Source organism: Pararhizobium sp. LjRoot255, assembly GCF_964252905.1.
GTDB lineage: Bacteria > Pseudomonadota > Alphaproteobacteria > Rhizobiales > Rhizobiaceae > Pararhizobium.
This window is the reverse complement of record NZ_CAXUPQ020000001.1, coordinates 1,814,771-1,832,134: the sequence shown is the minus strand read 5'-3', so window position 1 is coordinate 1,832,134 and position 17,364 is coordinate 1,814,771. Positions and strand designations below refer to the sequence as shown.

The 17,364-nt window shown below is 63.4% G+C and carries 15 protein-coding genes and 2 riboswitches; of the genes, 10 read left to right on the top strand and 5 right to left on the bottom strand.

Annotated features, from left to right (window positions below; all coding sequences use genetic code 11):
• Window positions 1-93: 93 nt before the first annotated feature.
• From ACSQ2W_RS08945 to ACSQ2W_RS08935, 3 genes are all read right to left on the bottom strand, one after another.
• Window positions 94-1,920, bottom strand: coding sequence for an ABC-F family ATP-binding cassette domain-containing protein (locus tag ACSQ2W_RS08945; protein ID WP_436085938.1), 1,827 nt, complete (start codon window positions 1,918-1,920; stop codon window positions 94-96).
• Window positions 1,921-1,922: 2 nt separating this feature from the next.
• Window positions 1,923-2,573, bottom strand: coding sequence for a thiamine diphosphokinase (locus ACSQ2W_RS08940; RefSeq protein WP_436085937.1), 651 nt, complete (start codon window positions 2,571-2,573; stop codon window positions 1,923-1,925).
• 332 nt (window positions 2,574-2,905) lie between these two features.
• Window positions 2,906-3,439: a MarR family winged helix-turn-helix transcriptional regulator gene (locus ACSQ2W_RS08935; protein ID WP_436085936.1), complete on the bottom strand. Its 534-nt coding sequence runs from the start codon at window positions 3,437-3,439 to the stop codon at window positions 2,906-2,908.
• Window positions 3,440-3,560: 121 nt separating this feature from the next.
• Between ACSQ2W_RS08935 and ACSQ2W_RS08930 the strand changes: the two genes are divergently transcribed.
• From ACSQ2W_RS08930 to ACSQ2W_RS08905, 6 genes are all read left to right on the top strand, one after another.
• Window positions 3,561-5,063 carry an MDR family MFS transporter gene (locus ACSQ2W_RS08930; protein WP_436085935.1) on the top strand — a complete coding sequence of 501 codons (1,503 nt, stop codon included), beginning with the start codon at window positions 3,561-3,563 and terminating at the stop codon, window positions 5,061-5,063.
• A 264-nt stretch (window positions 5,064-5,327) separates the two neighbouring features.
• A riboswitch (TPP riboswitch) is annotated at window positions 5,328-5,445 on the top strand.
• A 40-nt stretch (window positions 5,446-5,485) separates the two neighbouring features.
• A complete protein-coding gene (gene thiB / locus ACSQ2W_RS08925) occupies window positions 5,486-6,496 on the top strand; it encodes a thiamine ABC transporter substrate binding subunit (RefSeq protein ID WP_436085934.1) in 1,011 nt (336 codons plus the stop codon).
• Window positions 6,497-6,527: 31 nt separating this feature from the next.
• Complete coding sequence (gene thiP, locus ACSQ2W_RS08920) at window positions 6,528-8,147, top strand: thiamine/thiamine pyrophosphate ABC transporter permease ThiP (protein ID WP_436087722.1); 1,620 nt, start codon at window positions 6,528-6,530, stop codon at window positions 8,145-8,147.
• On the top strand, window positions 8,134-8,856 hold the full coding sequence (locus ACSQ2W_RS08915) for a thiamine ABC transporter ATP-binding protein (RefSeq protein WP_436085933.1): 723 nt from the start codon (window positions 8,134-8,136) through the stop codon (window positions 8,854-8,856). The genes thiP and ACSQ2W_RS08915 overlap by 14 nt, the downstream gene beginning before the upstream one ends.
• 283 nt (window positions 8,857-9,139) lie before the next feature.
• Complete coding sequence (locus tag ACSQ2W_RS08910; RefSeq protein WP_436085932.1) at window positions 9,140-10,651, top strand: M48 family metalloprotease; 1,512 nt, start codon at window positions 9,140-9,142, stop codon at window positions 10,649-10,651.
• Between the two features lie 355 nt (window positions 10,652-11,006).
• Window positions 11,007-12,065 carry a LacI family DNA-binding transcriptional regulator gene (locus ACSQ2W_RS08905; protein WP_436085931.1) on the top strand — a complete coding sequence of 353 codons (1,059 nt, stop codon included), beginning with the start codon at window positions 11,007-11,009 and terminating at the stop codon, window positions 12,063-12,065.
• Window positions 12,066-12,139: 74 nt separating this feature from the next.
• Here ACSQ2W_RS08905 and ACSQ2W_RS08900 read toward each other — a convergent pair whose 3' ends face one another.
• Entirely contained in the window at window positions 12,140-13,006 is an 867-nt protein-coding gene (locus tag ACSQ2W_RS08900; RefSeq protein ID WP_436085930.1) for an RNA polymerase factor sigma-32, read from the bottom strand.
• A gap of 443 nt (window positions 13,007-13,449) precedes the next feature.
• Window positions 13,450-13,527: riboswitch (SAM riboswitch) on the top strand.
• Window positions 13,528-13,596: 69 nt separating this feature from the next.
• On the opposite strand from ACSQ2W_RS08900, the gene metA reads away from it, so the two are divergent.
• The 4 genes from metA to ACSQ2W_RS08880 all read left to right on the top strand — a co-directional run bounded on the left by metA (window position 13,597) and on the right by ACSQ2W_RS08880 (window position 17,103).
• Entirely contained in the window at window positions 13,597-14,523 is a 927-nt protein-coding gene (gene metA / locus ACSQ2W_RS08895; protein WP_436085929.1) for a homoserine O-acetyltransferase MetA, read from the top strand.
• Window positions 14,524-14,740: 217 nt separating this feature from the next.
• A complete protein-coding gene (locus ACSQ2W_RS08890) occupies window positions 14,741-15,757 on the top strand; it encodes an aldose epimerase family protein (RefSeq protein ID WP_436085928.1) in 1,017 nt (338 codons plus the stop codon).
• A 47-nt stretch (window positions 15,758-15,804) separates the two neighbouring features.
• A complete protein-coding gene (locus ACSQ2W_RS08885; protein WP_436085927.1) occupies window positions 15,805-16,572 on the top strand; it encodes an SDR family oxidoreductase in 768 nt (255 codons plus the stop codon).
• A gap of 150 nt (window positions 16,573-16,722) precedes the next feature.
• Window positions 16,723-17,103 (top strand): hypothetical protein, encoded by a 381-nt coding sequence (locus ACSQ2W_RS08880; protein ID WP_436085926.1) that lies wholly within the window; start codon window positions 16,723-16,725, stop codon window positions 17,101-17,103.
• On the opposite strand, the gene ACSQ2W_RS08875 is transcribed toward ACSQ2W_RS08880, so the two are convergent.
• Window positions 17,097-17,345, bottom strand: coding sequence for a hypothetical protein (locus ACSQ2W_RS08875; protein WP_436085925.1), 249 nt, complete (start codon window positions 17,343-17,345; stop codon window positions 17,097-17,099). The two genes, ACSQ2W_RS08880 and ACSQ2W_RS08875, sit on opposite strands and share 7 nt — an antisense overlap.
• Window positions 17,346-17,364 lie beyond the last annotated feature (19 nt).

Genomic DNA, 17,364 nt, shown 5'->3' with positions numbered 1-17,364 from the left:
CCCAAAGCTGGGACGGTTGTATTCGCCGCGATTGTGGGCCTGACCGCCCAAGTCCTTGGCTGATCGAGGGAGAAGTGGGAAACGTCGACCGATTTATCCCTCGATCTCTTCGCGCAACATCTCCAGTTCCAGCCACTCTTCTTCCATTCTGGTGATGGAAGCGCGCAGCTTTTCCAGTTCCGTGGCAAGCGTCGAGAAGCGGGCCGGGTTTTTCGTAAACAGATTGGGATCGGCCATTTCCGTTTCGCGTTTGGCGATCTCGCCTTGCGCATTTTCCATGTCCTTCGGCAGGTTCTCGAGTGCGAATTTCTGCTTGAAGGACAGCTTGCCCTTGCCGACCTTCGCCGCAGATGATGAACCGCTATTGTCTGGGGACCTGGCTTTTTCGGCCTTGTCGGCCCGCTTCTTTTCCTCAGCCAAGCCCTTGCGCTGCGCCATCATGTCGGAATAGCCGCCGGCATATTCGATCCAGCGGCCGTCTGGCGCTTCCGGGTTGGCCGGCGCGATGGTCGAGGTGACGGTGCGATCGAGGAAGTCGCGATCATGACTGACGAGGATGACGGTGCCGGAGAAGCCGGCAACGATTTCCTGCAAAAGGTCCAGCGTCTCGATGTCGAGGTCGTTGGTCGGTTCGTCGAGGATCAGGAGGTTGGTCGGGCGCGACAGGATGCGGGCGAGCATCAGCCGGGCGCGCTCGCCGCCGGAGAGGTTCTTGATCGGCGTGCGGGCCTGTTCGGGCTGGAACAGGAACTCCTTCATGTAGCCGGTGACATGGCGCTGCTCGCCATTGACGATGAGGCTCTCGCCGCGCCCGTCGGTCAGGTAATGCGCCAGCGTGTCCTCAAGGTTCAGGTCTTCGCGGCGCTGGTCGAGCGTGGCGATTTCGAGGTTGGTGCCGAGCTTCACCGTGCCGCTGTCCGGTTCGATCTGGCCGGTGAGCATCTTCAGAAGCGTCGTCTTGCCGGCGCCGTTCGGGCCGACGAAGCCGATGCAGTCGCCGCGATGCACCCGGATCGAGAACGGAGCGACGATCACGCGGTCGCCGTAGGCCTTGGTGATTTTTTCCGCCTCGATCACCAGCTTGCCGGATTCGCGCGCGTCTGAGACCGTCGCCTGCACCGAGCCCTGCGGGCCGGAATGGCCGCGATGTTTGGCGCGCAGGTCCCGTAGCGCCCCGAGGCGGCGCATGTTGCGCTTGCGCCTTGCGGTGACGCCGTAGCGCAGCCAATGCTCCTCGCGCTCGATTTCCTTGCCGAGCTTGTGCTGCTCGATCTCTTCCTCTTCCAGCACCTTGTCGCGCCAGGCCTCGAAAAAGGCAAAGCCCTGGTTGAGGCGGCGCGACTGGCCGCGATCGAGCCAGACCGTGGCGGTCGAGACTTTTTCGAGGAAGCGGCGGTCATGCGAAATCAGCACGAGGGCGGAGCGGCTCTTGATCAACTCGCCTTCCAGCCATTCGATGGTGGGAAGGTCGAGATGGTTGGTCGGCTCGTCGAGGAGCAGGATATCCGGTTCCGGCGCCATGACGCGGGCAAGCGCCGCGCGGCGGGCTTCGCCGCCCGACAGCTGCGTCGGGTCCTCGTCGCCGGTCAGGCCCAGATGCTCCAGCAGATAGGCGACGCGGTAGGGGTCGTCGCTCGGCCCGAGACCGGACTCCGCGTAGGCGCGGACGGTGTCGAAGCCCTCGAAATCCGGGGCCTGGTGCAGATAGCGGACGGTCACGGACGGATGGCGAAACACCTCGCCGGTCTGCGGCTCGGCAAGGCCGGCGGCAATCTTCATCAGCGTCGACTTGCCCGAGCCATTGCGGCCGACGAGGCAGATGCGGTCGCCGGGCTCGACCTGCAGGTTGGCGCCGGCAAGCAGCGGCGTGCCGCCGAAAGAGAGGAAGATATCGTCGAGTTTCAGAATAGGCGGCGCCACTGTCAGGCTCCCGAAAGGTCTTGAGGACGGGCAAGGACGATCGCCCGGCCGGAGGAAAGGGTGAAGCGGACGGTGCCTTCGGCGACATTGGAAATCGTCCGCGAGGAACCGAACGGCAGATGGAAATCCTTGAGCGGATAACGCGCGCCTTCGATGGAGAGGCCGCTCAGCGTATCGAGGCCGAGGATCGAGAACAGGCTGCCCTTCGGCAGGTCGATGTTGCGGGTGCCCGGCAGCAGCGGATAGGCCTCTTCCTCACCCGAGGTGAGCAACACGTCGAGACCGTCCTCTGCCAGCTTGGCGGCGTAGAGCAGATGCATGAAGGCATGGTCGCTGCGCTCGCCGCCGAGCGCGCCGGCAAATACCAGGCGTTTCGCCCCCCGTGCCAGTGCTTCCGCCGTGGCAATCTCACCGTCGGTCTCATTCTTGGCGGCTGGATAGGGCTCGCGCAGGATATCCGGCCATTCGTCGATCAGCGCCTGTGGCGCGGAATCGAAATCGCCGACCCAAAGCTCCGGCGTCAGGCCGAGCGCCTTCGCATGCCGCATGCCACCATCGGCAGCAATGACGCGCGCGCCTTTCAGATGACCGGCCAGACGATCCGTCGGCGTCAGCGCGCCGCCCATCAATATCACGAAAGCCTGTTTGTTCATGGGGCAAGGCCATAGCTTAAACAGGGGCCGAAGGGGAAGAGGCGGACGGGGTTTTGTTCCTCCCGCTTCTCCCCAGCGGAGAGAAGGTGGCGCGAAGCGCCGGATGAAGGAGGCGGCTAACGCCGAGATCGCCGAGAGACCCTCATCGCCTCGCATAAGCTCTCTCTTCTCCCCGCTGGGGAGAAGAGAGAGCTTATGGCAAGCGCCTTCGATCCATATGCGACAGTCCTCTCGCCTGCAGGGAGAGGGTGCCCATAGAGCGGATGAGGGCGGTCGTGAGCGTGTAGGCGGCTCCGGTCGCATTCCGGCGATGCGCGCTCGCACCCCGATGCCTACCTGTCGCCGTGCCCGGCGTTTTCGCGGTTCTGATGGATGCGCTCCATACCGGTGACGAATTTGTCGAACAGGACGGCAAAGGCCGCGACGTCCTCTTCCGGCCAGTCGGCGAGGATGTTCTCGATCACGCCGCGTTTGACCGCCTGCACCTCGAGCATCAGCTTTTTACCGGGGTCGGTCATGACGACGATGATGCGGCGGGCATCGGCCTGCGACGCCTCCCGCCGCAGGACGCCGCGTGCCACCATGTCGGCGACAATGCGGCTGGCGCGCGAGGGGTCGATCCGCATCAGCTCGGCGATCGTGCCGACCGTGACCTCGGCATCGGGCTCGGCTCGTCTGACGGCATCGAGAACGTCGAGATGCGAGATTTCCATATCCGGAGCAACGTTGTCGATTGCCAGCCGCGCCAGAACCCGGCGGCCGATCAGGACCCGCCAGCGCGACATTGAGCGGCCGATCAAGGCGCGGCTTTCGCGCGCATCGTCGTCTGTGGCTACAGGGCTTTCGGCAAAATTCGTGTGCTTCATGGCGTAATCATAACAAACCCCCAGGCGTGCGGGAAGCGGGAAGATGATATTCGCATAAACATGCCATTGACATTTATATGCTATCAGCACATAAATCCTGCACCTCAACAGGAACAATCCCATGGACATGCACGCCACCCCGGCGCCGCTCGTTTCGAGCCACGCTCTTCGCCTGACGCTCTTCCTCTTCCTGATGACCGCGCTGTTCATGGCGACGCTGGACAACCAGATCGTCGCGACGGCGCTGCCGACCATCGTTGCCGAGTTCGGCGAGATGGAGCGGTTCGGCTGGATCGGATCAGCCTATCTGCTCGCCACCTGCGCGGTCATGCCGCTCTACGGCAAGCTGGGCGACCTGTTCGGCCGCAAATATGTGATGCTTGCCGCGGTGGCGATCTTCACGCTGGGCTCGGTTGCCTGCGGCCTCGCCGTGTCGATGAACACGCTGATTACAGCCCGCGTGCTGCAGGGGCTTGGCGGCGGCGGCATCATGGTGTCGATCTTCTCGGTCACCGCCGACCTGTTCGAGCCGCGCGAGCGCGCCCGCTACCAGAGCTACTCCAGTCTTGTGCTGATGGCATCCGGCGCCATCGGCCCGGTGCTCGGTGGCACGATGAGCGACCTGTTCGGCTGGCGGTCTATCTTCCTCGTCAATATCCCGATCGGGTTGATCGTGCTCACCGGCCTGTTCTTTTTCCTACCCTATCGGCGACCAACGCGCCTGCCGAAGATCGATTATGCCGGCGCGCTTCTCATCGCCGGCGCGGTGACCAGTGTCGTGCTTCTGGGCGACGGCGCAGAACTGTTCGGCTCACTGTTTTCGCTCGGAAGCCTTGCGGTTATAGTGATCGGTGCGCTCTGCGCGATCGCCTGGGTGCTGGTCGAACGGCGTGCGCCGGAGCCTATCGTGCCGCTGACACTGTTCCGCAACCCGACCTTCAGCCTGATGCTGGTGATTTCGCTCATGAGCGGCGCCGTTGGCATCGGCATGGTCAACTATTTCGCGCTGTTCCTGCAGACGACGACGGGCCTGACACCGTCGGCGGCCGGGCTTCTGTTCATCCTTTTGACGGGCGGCATCGTCGCCGGCTCGTTGACGGCCGGACGGCTGATATCGCTCTCCGGCCGCTACAAGCCGTTCGCGATCGTCAGCGCCAGCCTGACGGCCCTGGCCTTGCTCCTGTTCACGCAGATTGAGCCCGGCACGCCGCTCTACATCATCGGCGCCACCATGGCGCTGCACGGCATCGGCATCGGTTTCGGCCAGCAGGTGCCTGTCATCGGCGTGCAGAACGTGGCGTCGCGCGGCGATGTCGGCGCTGCCACCGGTGCCGTGACCCTGTCGCGCATGGCAGGCGCCTCGATCGCGATCTCGATCTACGGCGCGACGATCGCCGCCGGACTGGCACGCGGCGCAGTCTCGATCCCCGGCGTCGAGGACATCGAAAAGCTGACACCGCTGATGCTTTCGGCGCTGCCGGAGGCAACCCGCCGGCTGGTCGCCGAAAGCTATACGGCCGCCTTCCAGCCGCTGTTCCTGACGGCCGTCGGCATCACGCTGATCACGCTCGTCTCGGCGATCAGCCTGAAGGCGGTACGGTTGCCGCAGAAGCCGGCAGCTTGAGGGGGCGGTGGAGTTCCAGCTTGGGGCAGACTTTACCCCCTCTGTCACTCCGTGACATCTCCCCCACAAGGGGGGAGATTGGCCGTGTATTTTTGTGCCTCCCTTACCGGCACATTTTGAGCACGGCTTTATGGAAAAAATGATCTCCCCCCTTGTGGGGGGAGATGTCACGAAGTGACAGAGGGGGGTGATGCCCCACGGCACATTGACGCCCGAGGCTCCAGCGGCCTCTTGCCAAGCATTTCGCGCAAGTCTAAATCTTCTCCTGCTCTAACGGGGTGCCGTTTGTCCTACCTGGACGATCGGCTGAGAGGCTTCAAGCAGCCAACCCGCGGAACCTGATCCGGTTTGTACCGGCGGAGGGATTAGACGGCACGTTTCAGCGCCCTAACCCCAACCACTTGGATTTAAAGGAGGCGCCGATGCGCAAAGCATTCATTCCAATTCTTGCGGCGATTGCTGCAATCACCACATCGTCTTCCGCGGCGGCCGCCGACAAGACGCTGACCGTCTACACCTATGAAAGCTTCACCAGCGAATGGGGCCCGGCCGCCAAGGTCGCTGAGGCCTTCGAAAAGACCTGCGACTGCAAGGTGGAGTATGTCAGCGTCGCCGACGGCGTCGAACTTTTGACCCGGCTGAAGCTCGAGGGGTCGGCCTCCAAGGCCGATATCGTGCTCGGGCTCGACACCAATCTCGTCTCCGAAGCCAAGGCGACCGGCTTTTTCGCGCCGCACGGTGTCGATACGTCCGCCGTCAAGGTTCCCGGCGGCTTCTCCGACGATACGTTCGTTCCGTACGACTACGGCCATTTTGCCGTGATCTACGACACGCAGGCGATGAAGGAGCCGCCGAAGAGCCTGAAGGAGCTGGTGGAGGGCGATCCGAGCCAGAAGATCGTCATCGAGGATCCGCGGACCTCGACGCCGGGCCTCGGCCTGCTTCTGTGGGTGAAGTCGATCTACGGCGATCAGGCCGGTAGCGCCTGGGCGAAACTCAAGGATCGCGTCCTGACCGTGACGCCCGGCTGGTCGGAGGCTTACGGCCTGTTTACCAAGGGCGAGGCACCGATGGTGCTGTCCTACACCACCTCGCCCGCCTATCACATGATCGCGGAAAGCACCGACCGCTATCAGGCAGCCTCGTTCTCGGAAGGTCACTACATCCAGATCGAAGTGGTTGGCATGACGAAGACTGCCAAGGACCCGGCGCTCGCTAAGGACTTTCTTTCCTTCGTCACCGGACCGGACTTCCAGTCGATCATCCCGACGACCAACTGGATGATGCCGGTGGCCGCCACCAAGGAGCCGTTGCCGGAGGCCTTCGGCAAACTGGTCCATCCGGAAAAAACTTATCTAATGTCTTCCGACGAAGTTGCCGCCAACCGCAAGGCCTGGATCGACGAATGGCTCGCTGCCATGAGCAAGAACTGAGCTGCGATTGCCCGGCGGTCTCGAAAAGCGTCTGACAGTGGCCGCCGGGGCACTCTGCCTCGGCGGCATCGTTCTGTTTGTCTGCCTCGCAGCCTATACGCTGCTTGCCTTCGATGAGCCGGGTGCAGTGGGGCAAGAGGGGCTCTTCGACGCCTATGTCTGGCGCGTAATGCGCTTCACGCTGCTGCAGGCCTCGCTTTCAACAGTCCTGTCGATCGTGCTTGCCGTTCCCGTTGCGCGTGCCCTGGCGCGGCAACCGTCCTTTCCCGGACGTGTCTGGATCATCCGGTTGCTGGCGTTGCCGCTTGGCCTGCCGGCGCTGGTCGCCGCCTTGGGGCTGATCGGTATCTGGGGGCGGCAGGGATTGTTCAATAGGGCGTTTGCCTGGCTCGGCCTGGATCAGCCGATCAGCATTTACGGCCTGTCCGGCATCCTGCTGGCGCATGTGTTCTTCAATCTGCCGCTCGCCGCGCGGCTGATGCTCGGCGGGCTGGAACGGATTCCCGGCGAATACTGGCTGGTCGGCGCCAATCTCGGCATGCGGCCGCTTTCGATCTTCCGCTTCATCGAGTGGCCGGCCATTCGTGGCCTGCTGCCCGGCATCGCCGGCCTCATCTTCATGCTCTGCGTCACCAGTTTCACCCTGGTACTGACGCTCGGCGGCGGGCCGGCGGCGAGCACCATCGAGGTGGCGATCTATCAGGCGCTGCGCTTCGATTTCGATCCGCCGCGGGCGATCGCGCTGTCGCTGCTGCAGATCGCCCTGACGGGGGCGTTGCTGGTGGCGATGCGTCTGTTGACGCCGAAGGTGGAGGAAGGTCATGGCAGCGGACGCGAGGTCAGGCGCTTCGACGGTCGCAATCTTTCGGGCAAGGCGGGCGACGGCCTGGCCATCGTGTTATCCGTGCTGTTTCTTGCACTGCCGCTCGGCTCCGTCATCGCCTCCGGTCTGCAGTCCGATCTCTGGAAGCTTATGGGCGATCCGATGGCGCAGCGGGCCCTTGTCACCAGCCTTGTCATTGCGCTTGTGTCAGGCACGCTCTGCGTCGCGGCGACGGCGCTGATGATCCGTTCGCGGCAGATCGCGCTCGCACCGAGACATCCACGGAAGCTCTATCGCGGATTTGCCGGCTTGATTTCCATGAGCGCGTCCCTAGTGCTGCTGGTGCCGCCCGTCGTTCTTGGGGCGGGGTGGTTCCTGCTTCTGCGGCCGCTCGGCGATGTCGCCGCCCTTGCGCCGCTCCTCGTCATCCTGATCAACATGCTGATGGCGCTGCCCTTCGTCTACCGCGTGCTGGAGCCGGCCATGGCCAGCCATTCAGCCCGCACCGGCAGGCTTGCCGCGAGCCTCGGGCTTGGCGGCTGGTACCGGCTGCGGATTGTCGACTGGCCGGTCCTGCGCAAGCCGGTGCTGATGGCACTGTCCTTTGCCTGCGCCCTGTCGCTCGGCGATCTCGGAGCGGTGGCGCTGTTCGGATCGCAGGATATGGTCACGCTGCCCTGGCTGCTCTATAGCCGGATGGGCAGCTACCGTTCCACCGATGCGGCGGGGCTTGCGCTGTTTCTCGGCCTAGTCTGCCTCGTGCTGACCATCGCCGGCACGCCATATGCGGCGAAGAATGGTGAGGGGAGCAAGAATGCCGCCGCGTGACACGGAGATTGCCATTCGCCTCGGCGGCGTGCGCGTGACGTTCGACAACACGGAACTGTTCTTCGATTGCGCGATCAGACAAGGCGAGATCGTTGCCATCACCGGCGCCTCCGGCTCCGGGAAGTCGACCTTCCTCAATGTTGTCGCCGGTTTCGAGACGCCGGAAGCGGGCGCGGTCGAGATTCTTGGCGAAAATGTCGCCCTGCGCGATCCGGCCGACCGGCCGGTCTCGGTTATCTTCCAGGAACACAACCTGTTTTCGCATCTCGATGTCGCCACCAATATCGCGCTCGGCATCGATCCGGCCCTGAGACTGGGCGTGAAGGAGCGCGGAAAAATCGCGGCTGCGCTGATGCGCGTCGGGCTCGAAGGCTTCGGCAAGCGGCTGCCACCGACGCTGTCCGGCGGAGAACGTCAGCGGGTGGCGCTCGCGCGCGCCTTGGTCCGGCGCAAACCTGTCCTTCTTCTCGACGAGCCCTTCGCGGCGCTCGATCCGGGCTTACGCTCGGGCATGATCGGCCTGCTCATCGATCTGCACAGGCAGGAGGGCAATACGATGTTGATCGTCACGCACCATCCGGACGATGTGCGGGCGCTTGCCGATAGCGTCGTCTTCCTCGACGGGGGCCGTGTCCTGCTGCACGAATCCAAGGCGCAATTCCTTGACCATATCGATAGTCCCGCCATTGCGCGGTTTCTCGGAAAATGACATCGCCGGCCATGATTGCCACAATTTGAACGTTGGCCTATGCGACGGCCAAGCGCGAAATCTCGGCGGCGCCATGCTCGCGTATCCGTTGCAGGGATATCACGGGGCAACTATTTCTATGGGCATATGCTAGGCACGCGTGGCGTGAATAGGCTACAGCAGTCCTATTGCTGCAATGGCTGCCTGACCTATGTACGCGGCTGTAAAGAATACCGAATTTTCGCGGGGGCGGACCGCGAGATGTTTGCGGGGCTGGCCCGAAAGACTGGAAACGAGCTGAGGCATGAACAGAACGACAGGCACGGATCCGCAGTCTCCGGAGAAAAGCTTCGGCCTTTCGCTGCGTGCCGCAAGCACGCTCGCCGGTTTGCTGCTTCTCTCCAGCTGTCAGTCGCTGATCGAACAGACCTATGAGCCGAAGGTCGCGCCGTCCTCGACACCGCAGATCGTCGAGGAGGTGCAGAAGAACGACCCGCGCGCGAAGGTCGGCGCCCGCGAGCACCCGCGCATCGTCGCGAGCTATGGCGGTGAATACAAGGACGAAAGGACCGAACGTCTCGTTGCCCGGATCACCGGCGCGCTGACGGCGGTGTCGGAAAATCCGAACCAGTCCTACCGCATCACCATCCTGAATTCGCCTGCGATCAACGCCTTCGCGCTCCCCGGCGGCTATCTCTACGTCACCCGCGGCCTGTTGGCGCTTGCCGACGATGCGTCGGAAGTGGCAGCGGTGCTGTCCCACGAGATGGCGCACGTCACGGCCAATCACGGTATCGAGCGGCAGCAGCGCGAGGAGGCGGAGGTCATTGCCAGCCGCGTCGTCTCCGAAGTACTCTCCAGCGACCTCGCCGGCAAGCAGGCCTTGGCGCGCGGCAAGCTCAGGCTTGCGGCCTTCTCGCGAAACCAGGAACTGCAGGCCGACGTCATCGGCGTGCGCATGCTCGGTGAAGCCGGATACGATCCCTATTCCGCCGCCCGTTTCCTCGATGCGATGGCGGCCTATAGCCGGTTCTCCTCGGTCGATCCCGACAGCGACCAGAGCCTCGACTTCCTCTCGAGCCATCCGAGCGCGCCGCAGCGCGTCGATCTCGCCCGCCGCCATGCGCGGGCTTTCGGTGCGGAAGGAACGGTCGGCGACAGCGGCCGCGACTATTATCTCGCCGGCATCGAAGGACTGCTCTACGGCGACAGCCCGCAGGAAGGCTACGTCCGCGGCCAGACGTTCCTGCATGGCAAGCTCGGCATTCGTTTCGACGTGCCGGCCGGCTTCCAGATCGACAACAAGGCGGAAGCGGTGCTGGCGACCGGACCGGGCGAGGTTGCCATCCGCTTCGATGGCGTTGCCGATACGCAGCGCCGCAGCCTGACCGACTATATCGCCAGCGGCTGGGTCACGGGCCTGCAGCCTGACACCATCCGGCCGATCACCATCAACGGACTTGAGGCCGCGCGCGCGCGCGCCTCCGCCGAGCGCTGGGACTTCGACGTCACGGTGATCCGCATCGATACCCAGATCTACCGTTTCCTGACGGCGGTGCCAAAGGGTGCACCGAGCCTCGAGCCGACGGCCGAAGTCCTGCGGGCCTCCTTCCGCCGCATGACGCCGCAGGAAGCGGCCGCGCTGAAGCCGCTGCGCATCCGCGTCGTCACGGTCAGGCCCGGCGATACGCTGGCGACGCTCTCAGCCCGGATGATGGGCACCGACCGCAAGCTCGATCTCTTCCGCCTGATCAACGCCATGCAGGTGACATCGACCGTGAAGCCGGGCGACAGGGTCAAGATCATCTCGGAATAAGGTCGGAACGAGCGGCGCCGGACGTCTGATCTCGTTACCGAAGGCGCCGATCAATCGGGAGGGTGAGGGACCAGGCGCTCGGCCGGTGAACGCGAAGCCGAGGCAGGGGCCCTGCGCAGGCAGGCGGATCCCCAGGGGTCGGATAACGCGGGTCGCCCCAGCGGTCGTTGTAGATGTCCCTGAACAGGCAGGCTATCGGGATCATGGTGTTCTCCAGGTTGAATCGATTCAATATTTATGCGATGAAGTTTTGAACCGATTCAAAATCTACCCCTTCCGAGAAGAAAGTCAAGGGATTTGAATCGATACAAACTTCTGCTAGGTTGAGGCTGGTTTGCGTGGCGCAGGAGCTATCTTGACAAAAGGACATGTAAGACTGGCTGACCTCGCCAAGGCGGCCGGTGTATCACAGGGGACGGCGTCGAATGTCTTCAGCCGGCCAGAGGTGGTTCGCGAAGAGGTGCGCGAGCGTGTCCTCGAGGTGGCAAGAGAGCTCGGCTACAATGGACCGGACATGAAAGGGCGCTTGCTGCGGGCCGGGCGGGTCAACGCTATCGGCGTTGCCGCGATCGAGCCGCTGGCGTATTTCTTTGAAGATCCGTGGGCGCGGGCGGTGATGACGAACATTGCGGCGGTGTGCGACGCGACCGGCACCGGCATCGCGCTGGTGTCGGCGCAGAATCAGCAAAAACTGGCCTGGAATATCAACAGCGCGCTTGTCGATGGTTTTATCCTGTTATGCGTCGAAGGCGGGGAAAAGCTCGTCGAGCTGACAAGACGGCGGCAGCTGCCGTTCATCGCCCTGGCCTTCGATGACGGAGACGCTTCGATCCCGACGATCGGAATTGACAATACCGCGGGCGCCGCCGCGGCAGCGCGCCATCTGGCGGAGCTCGGGCACCGGCGGTTTGCCATTCTGGCCATAGGACATTCTGATGATCATGTCGGGGCGGTAACGCCCGAGCAGGCAATTCGGTCCTTGAAATCGACTTCGCGCGATCGTGCACTTGGCTATTGGCAGGCATTGAGTGAATTCGGCATCGAGCGCGAAAACGTGCCCGTCCACGGTACGCGTAACGACAAATCGAGCGTCGATGCGGCGCTCGAGACCCTGTTTGCAACGCCGGAGCCACCAACGGCGATCCTGGCGATGTCCGACCGCATTGCTCTCTTTGCCATGCAATGGCTTGCCGAAAATGGCTTCGCGGTGCCAGGCGACGTCTCCGTTGTCGGCTTCGACGGCGTCCCTGAAGCCGCAACGACCCAGCCGGGACTGACGACCATTGCACAACCGCTTGAAGAGATTGCGCGCAGGGCGGTAAGCGCCATCCTTGATGACGCATTGCCTTGCGCGCAGGAAACACTCGGCGTGACGCTGGTCATCCGAGGCAGCACCGCGCGCCCGCGGTCATAACAGACTTCGAAGGTCGCGACTTCGACCCGAATGCGACACTTCGGTGCCTGGCGCCGGACGTCCTGCGTTACCGCTCAATGCGGCAGCGACGCCAGCACCGGTGCTTCCGCAACGAGCGCGATCCGCAGCTTCTCCAGCGCCCGGGTCTCGATCTGGCGGACGCGTTCCTTCGAGATGCCGAGATCGGCGCCGAGCTCTTCAAGCGTGGCGCTGTCTTCCGAAAGGCGGCGGGCGCGGATGATCTTCATTTCCCGCTCGTTCAGCTGGCAAAGCGCGTGGCTGAGCCAGGTGCGCCGCCGTTCCTGGTCGATCATCTCGGAGACCTGCTCGTCCGGCAGCGGCGCGTCGCAGGCGAGAAGATCGAGCCGTTCGCCGCTGTCGACATCGCCCGACGAGATCGGCGCCTGCAGCGAGGCATCATTGCTGGAGAGGCGCGCATCCATCGTCTGCACGTCGGCAAGGCTGACGCCGAGTGCCACGGCGATTTCCTCGTGCACGGCGCGCGCGGTCAGCTGCCGGTCACCCTGGGCGAGCTTGGCGCGCAGGCGGCGCAGGTTGAAGAACAGGGCCTTTTGCGCCGAAGACGTGCCGCCGCGCACGATCGACCAGTTGCGCAGCACATAATCCTGCATCGAGGCGCGGATCCACCAACTCGCATAGGTCGAGAAGCGAACCTCGCGGCTCGGTTCGAAGCGGGCGGCAGCTTCCAGCAGGCCGATATGGCCCTCCTGCACCAGATCGCTCATCGGCAGGCCGAAATTGCGAAACTTCGACGCCATCGAGATCACCAGCCGCATATGGGCCATGGCGATCTTGTTGCGGGCCTCCTGATCGTTATGGTCCTTCCATGCCAGCGCCAGGGCATGCTCCTCATCCCGTTCGAGATAGGGGGCCGCCATGGCGATCTTGATCATGCGCCTGTCTGCTGAGAGGTTTTTCATCGGCTACTCCATGAGGGGCACACGGGGTGTGCCGCTGAACGATAAGTCGATCGTGTTTCGGGATTTCCGCTGCCTAAGCTTGACCAGCATTCGAACCGCCCTACTTCCCTGCCTAGAAGCCGAGGCCGGAAGAGAGGGCCGCGGGTGGCAGTCCGTTCCGCAACGACACGCGCAGGTCAGGACTGAACGTGTCTTAACGCGCGGGGAGCGAATAAGTTCCATGCTGCGTTGCCGTATCTTGCGGCCGCGCGCATTTTTCCGGCGGCCACGACAACGTCGGCCAGCGCGAAGACCGGGACGCTGCCCCTGGTCGACAACCGCGGCCCGGCGCTGCCGCCGGCATGTCGGCGAAGCGGTCAGCCCGAAGGTAAAGAACGCGCGACCGGCGCCCGCTTTGCGCAGCCGCGCGTCCCTCATTGATTCCAACGCAGACAGGCGCTATTTAGACGTCTCGTGGTGATTTGGCCGGCCGGCTTGCAGCCACGTTAAATAAATCGCTAAAGGGCCGTGCATGCGCAAGCAGGCGGGCCGGTAGCGATCTTGTCGTTGCCGGTTTTTTTGTTCCGCTTGTCCTGACCCGAGTGTTGCCCATGCCCATCAAGATTCCCGATACGCTGCCCGCCTTCGAAACCCTCGTCAAAGAGGGCGTGCGGGTCATGACCGAAACCGCGGCGATCCGTCAGGACATCCGCCCGCTGCAGATCGGGCTCCTGAACCTCATGCCGAACAAGATCAAGACCGAGGTGCAGATGGCACGCCTCGTCGGCGCCACGCCGCTGCAGGTCGAGCTTTCGCTGATCCGGCTGGGCGGCCACAAGGCGAAGAACACACCGGAAGACCATCTGCTCGCCTTCTACAACACCTGGGACGAGGTCAAGCACCGCAAGTTCGACGGTCTCATCATCACCGGCGCGCCTGTGGAGATGCTGAACTATGAGGACGTGACCTATTGGCAGGAGATGCAGCAGATCCTCGACTGGACGCATACCAACGTTCATTCGACGCTCAACATCTGCTGGGGCGCCATGGCGGCGATCTACCATTTCCACCGCGTGCCGAAATACACGCTGAAGGAAAAGGCCTTCGGCGTCTACCGCCACCACAATCTCAACCCGGCCTCGGTCTATCTCAACGGCTTTTCCGACGATTTCCAGATTCCGGTGTCGCGCTGGACCGAAGTGCGCCGCGCCGACATCGAAAAGGTGCCGGGGCTCGAGATATTGATGGAATCCGACGAGATGGGCGTCTGTTTCGTGCATGAGAAGGCGGGCAACCGCCTCTACGTCTTCAACCATGTCGAATATGATTCGACCTCGCTGTCGGACGAATATTTCCGCGACGTGAACGCCGGCGTGCCGATCAAGATGCCGCACAACCATTTCCCGCACAACGACCCGTCACTGCCGCCGCAGAACCGCTGGCGTAGCCACGCGCACCTGTTGTTCTGCAACTGGATCAACGATATCTACCAGACAACGCCCTATGATCTCGCCGATATCGGCAAGGACAGGACATGACGACAAGCCCGGTGATCGGGCCGCTCGGACGCGCCGGCGAAGCGGAATGGCGGCGCCTCCGGAAGGCCTGTCTGGCCTTGTACGAAACCGCCTGCCGGCGCTTGCGTGTGTCCGCTTTCGGTGCCGGCAATCCACCCGTGAATTGTATGACTTTTCGGTTGCCGCCCTGCTCGAAATGACGCAGTTTGCCGCCGGGAAAAGTGGAGGAACAATAGCCGTGCAGACAGAAACTGAAATCTTCGGCCATCTGCCGACCGGCGAACCGGTTCAGCGCCTGACCATCCGCGGCGGCGGGCTGACCGTGAATATCCTCACCTGGGGATCGGTCATCCAGGACCTGCGCCTCGACGGACACGCAGCACCGCTGGTTCTCGGCTTCGAGAATTTTCAGGACTACCTCGATCACTCCCCCTATTTCGGCGCGACGCCGGGCCGCAACGCCAACCGCATCGGCGGCGGCCGCCTCGCAATTGACGGCACCGCCTACCAGCTCGAATGCAATGAGAAGGGCCTGACCCATCTGCACGGCGGCAGCGACGGCATCGCCAAGCGTCTCTGGACCATCGTCGAAAAAGCCGACGATCGTGTCGTGCTCACGATCGTCGATCCTGATGGCCGCGCCGGCTATCCCGGCAATTGCACCGTCACCTGCACCTATGCCGTGACCGATGGCGGCGTCCTCAATGTCGTCTACGAGAGCACGACCGACCGCGCCACGATCTGCAATGTCTGCCAGCACAGCTATTTCAATCTCGACGGCGCCGCCGACGCGCTCGGCCACGACGCGATGATCGCCGCCAATCACTATCTGCCGACGGATGCGCTGCAGGTGCCAACCGGTGAAATCGCGAGCGTCGAAGGCACCGCCTTCGACCTGCGCTCAATGACGCCGCTGCGCCGCCAGATGGAAGGCGACAAGATCGCCTACGATCACAACTTCTGTCTTTCCGGCGCCCGCGGCATGAAGCAGTCCGTCGCCCTGGTGCGCAGCATCAATTCCGGCGTTTCGCTGGAGGTGCGCACCACCGAGCCCGGCGTGCAGTTCTACACCGGCTTCAAGATGAACGTCCCCGTCCCCGGCCTTGAAGGCCGCCGTTACGGCCCCTTTGCCGGCTTCTGCCTTGAAACGCAGATCTGGCCGGACGCCGTCAACCACGCGAATTTCCCGCAGGCCGTGCTGCGGCCCGGCGAGACACTGCGGCAGGAAACCGACTACGTCTTTACCCGGAGCTGACATCCTGCTGAGATAGGCGATGGCCTGAGCTGCGGAGGATTCGACCGATGACAACACCGACACACGACAAGATCGCACTGGTGACCGGCGGCGGCACCGGCATCGGCCGTGCCATTGCCGAGGCGCTGCTCGACCACGGCTTCACCGTCGTCATCTCCAGCCGCCGCTCTGATGTCCTGCAAGCGACCGCAAGAGATATGGCCATGCACACCACCGGCACGGTCAGGGCATTCGCCGCCGATGTCGGCGATCCGCAATCGGTCGCCACGCTGTTTCAGACCATCGCCCATGATTTCGGCCGCCTCGACCTGCTCGTCAACAATGCCGGCATGAGCCTGCCTGCCGTGCCGATGGAAGACATCACCTTCGAACAGTGGAACGCCATCGTCGCCGCCAACCTGACCGGCGCCTTCCTGTGCACCCAGCAGGCGGTGAAACTGATGAAGGCGCAGACGCCGCGCGGCGGCCGCATCATCAACAACGGCTCGATCTCCGCCTCGACGCCGCGTCCCTTCTCGGCGCCGTATACCGCGACGAAACACGCCATCGCCGGCCTCACCAAATCGACAGCCCTTGACGGCCGCCCCTTCGACATCGCCTGCGGCCAGATCGACATCGGCAACGCTTCGACCGACATGACCGCCGGCATGAGCGGCGGCGTCCTGCAGGCCAATGGCGAGACCGCCAGCGAACCGACCATCCCCACCAAACTCGTCGCCGACGCCATCGTCTACATGGCGAGCCTGCCGCTCGACGCAAACGTACTGACGATGACGGTGATGGCGACGAAGATGCCGTATGTGGGGCGTGGCTGAGCGGAAAACTCTGGAGCGACCGATAGCCTGCATTGCGGTCAGGGGATTGTTTTTTCAAAGGCCCTCGGGGGCGATTTTGCGCATCCGGCTAAAGAAAATAGGGAACAGCCGGGAGGTCTCCTGCGTTCACCGCCAAGAAGGAGTACCGACATGGCAAAGAACAGGATCCCGAAGAAAGTCGCAGGTTTTAAGGTCCCGAAATCCATCCGCAAATCGTCCGTCATCCGGTCGCTGCTCGGCAGCGATCTCGGCCGCGACGTGCTTGCCAATGCGCTGACGGCGGGTGCCGGCGCAGCCGCTGCCGTTCTCGTCGAAGAACGGGAGGAGATCGTCGATGCGACCAAGAAGGGTGCGCGCAAGGGAGCCAGAGCCATGGACCTCGCCACCGATGCCATGCGCAGCGCTGCCCAGGCCGCAACGGAGGTGGTGCGCGACGCGGCGGATTCGGCCCTGCCAAAAAAAGTGCGCAAGCAGGCAAAAGTGCGCAAGGCAGCAAACAAGGGCCCTCGCCGCGGCGCCGTCGTTCACTGAGGCCGGCGCCGCGCAAAGATGCCGTCATAAAGACCAAGCGGCTGGAGCGCTTCCTGGAAAGGCGCTTCGGCCACTCCATAGCCGACCGCGCCGCGGCGGCCGCCGTCGCCCACGTCATCCTGCGCGTCGTGCGCAAACATCCGTTGATTGCTGCTGATCTTGTCCTTGCCGGGCTCGGACGGGGCAGCAAGGTCGGCCTGCGCGAGGTCGCAAGGCATCTGCGCGGCAAGATGCGAAAGCACCAAGCGGTCGAGAGGAAAC

Coding starts and splice junctions, on each gene's coding strand:
- ACSQ2W_RS08940 (WP_436085937.1), bottom strand. CDS start 2,573: ATGAACAAACAGGCTTTCGTGATATTGATGGGCGGCGCGCTGACGCCG.
- ACSQ2W_RS08935 (WP_436085936.1), bottom strand. CDS start 3,439: ATGAAGCACACGAATTTTGCCGAAAGCCCTGTAGCCACAGACGACGAT.
- ACSQ2W_RS08930 (WP_436085935.1), top strand. CDS start 3,561: ATGGACATGCACGCCACCCCGGCGCCGCTCGTTTCGAGCCACGCTCTT.
- thiB (WP_436085934.1), top strand. CDS start 5,486: ATGCGCAAAGCATTCATTCCAATTCTTGCGGCGATTGCTGCAATCACC.
- ACSQ2W_RS08915 (WP_436085933.1), top strand. CDS start 8,134: ATGCCGCCGCGTGACACGGAGATTGCCATTCGCCTCGGCGGCGTGCGC.
- ACSQ2W_RS08910 (WP_436085932.1), top strand. CDS start 9,140: ATGAACAGAACGACAGGCACGGATCCGCAGTCTCCGGAGAAAAGCTTC.
- ACSQ2W_RS08900 (WP_436085930.1), bottom strand. CDS start 13,006: ATGAAAAACCTCTCAGCAGACAGGCGCATGATCAAGATCGCCATGGCG.
- metA (WP_436085929.1), top strand. CDS start 13,597: ATGCCCATCAAGATTCCCGATACGCTGCCCGCCTTCGAAACCCTCGTC.
- ACSQ2W_RS08885 (WP_436085927.1), top strand. CDS start 15,805: ATGACAACACCGACACACGACAAGATCGCACTGGTGACCGGCGGCGGC.
- ACSQ2W_RS08880 (WP_436085926.1), top strand. CDS start 16,723: ATGGCAAAGAACAGGATCCCGAAGAAAGTCGCAGGTTTTAAGGTCCCG.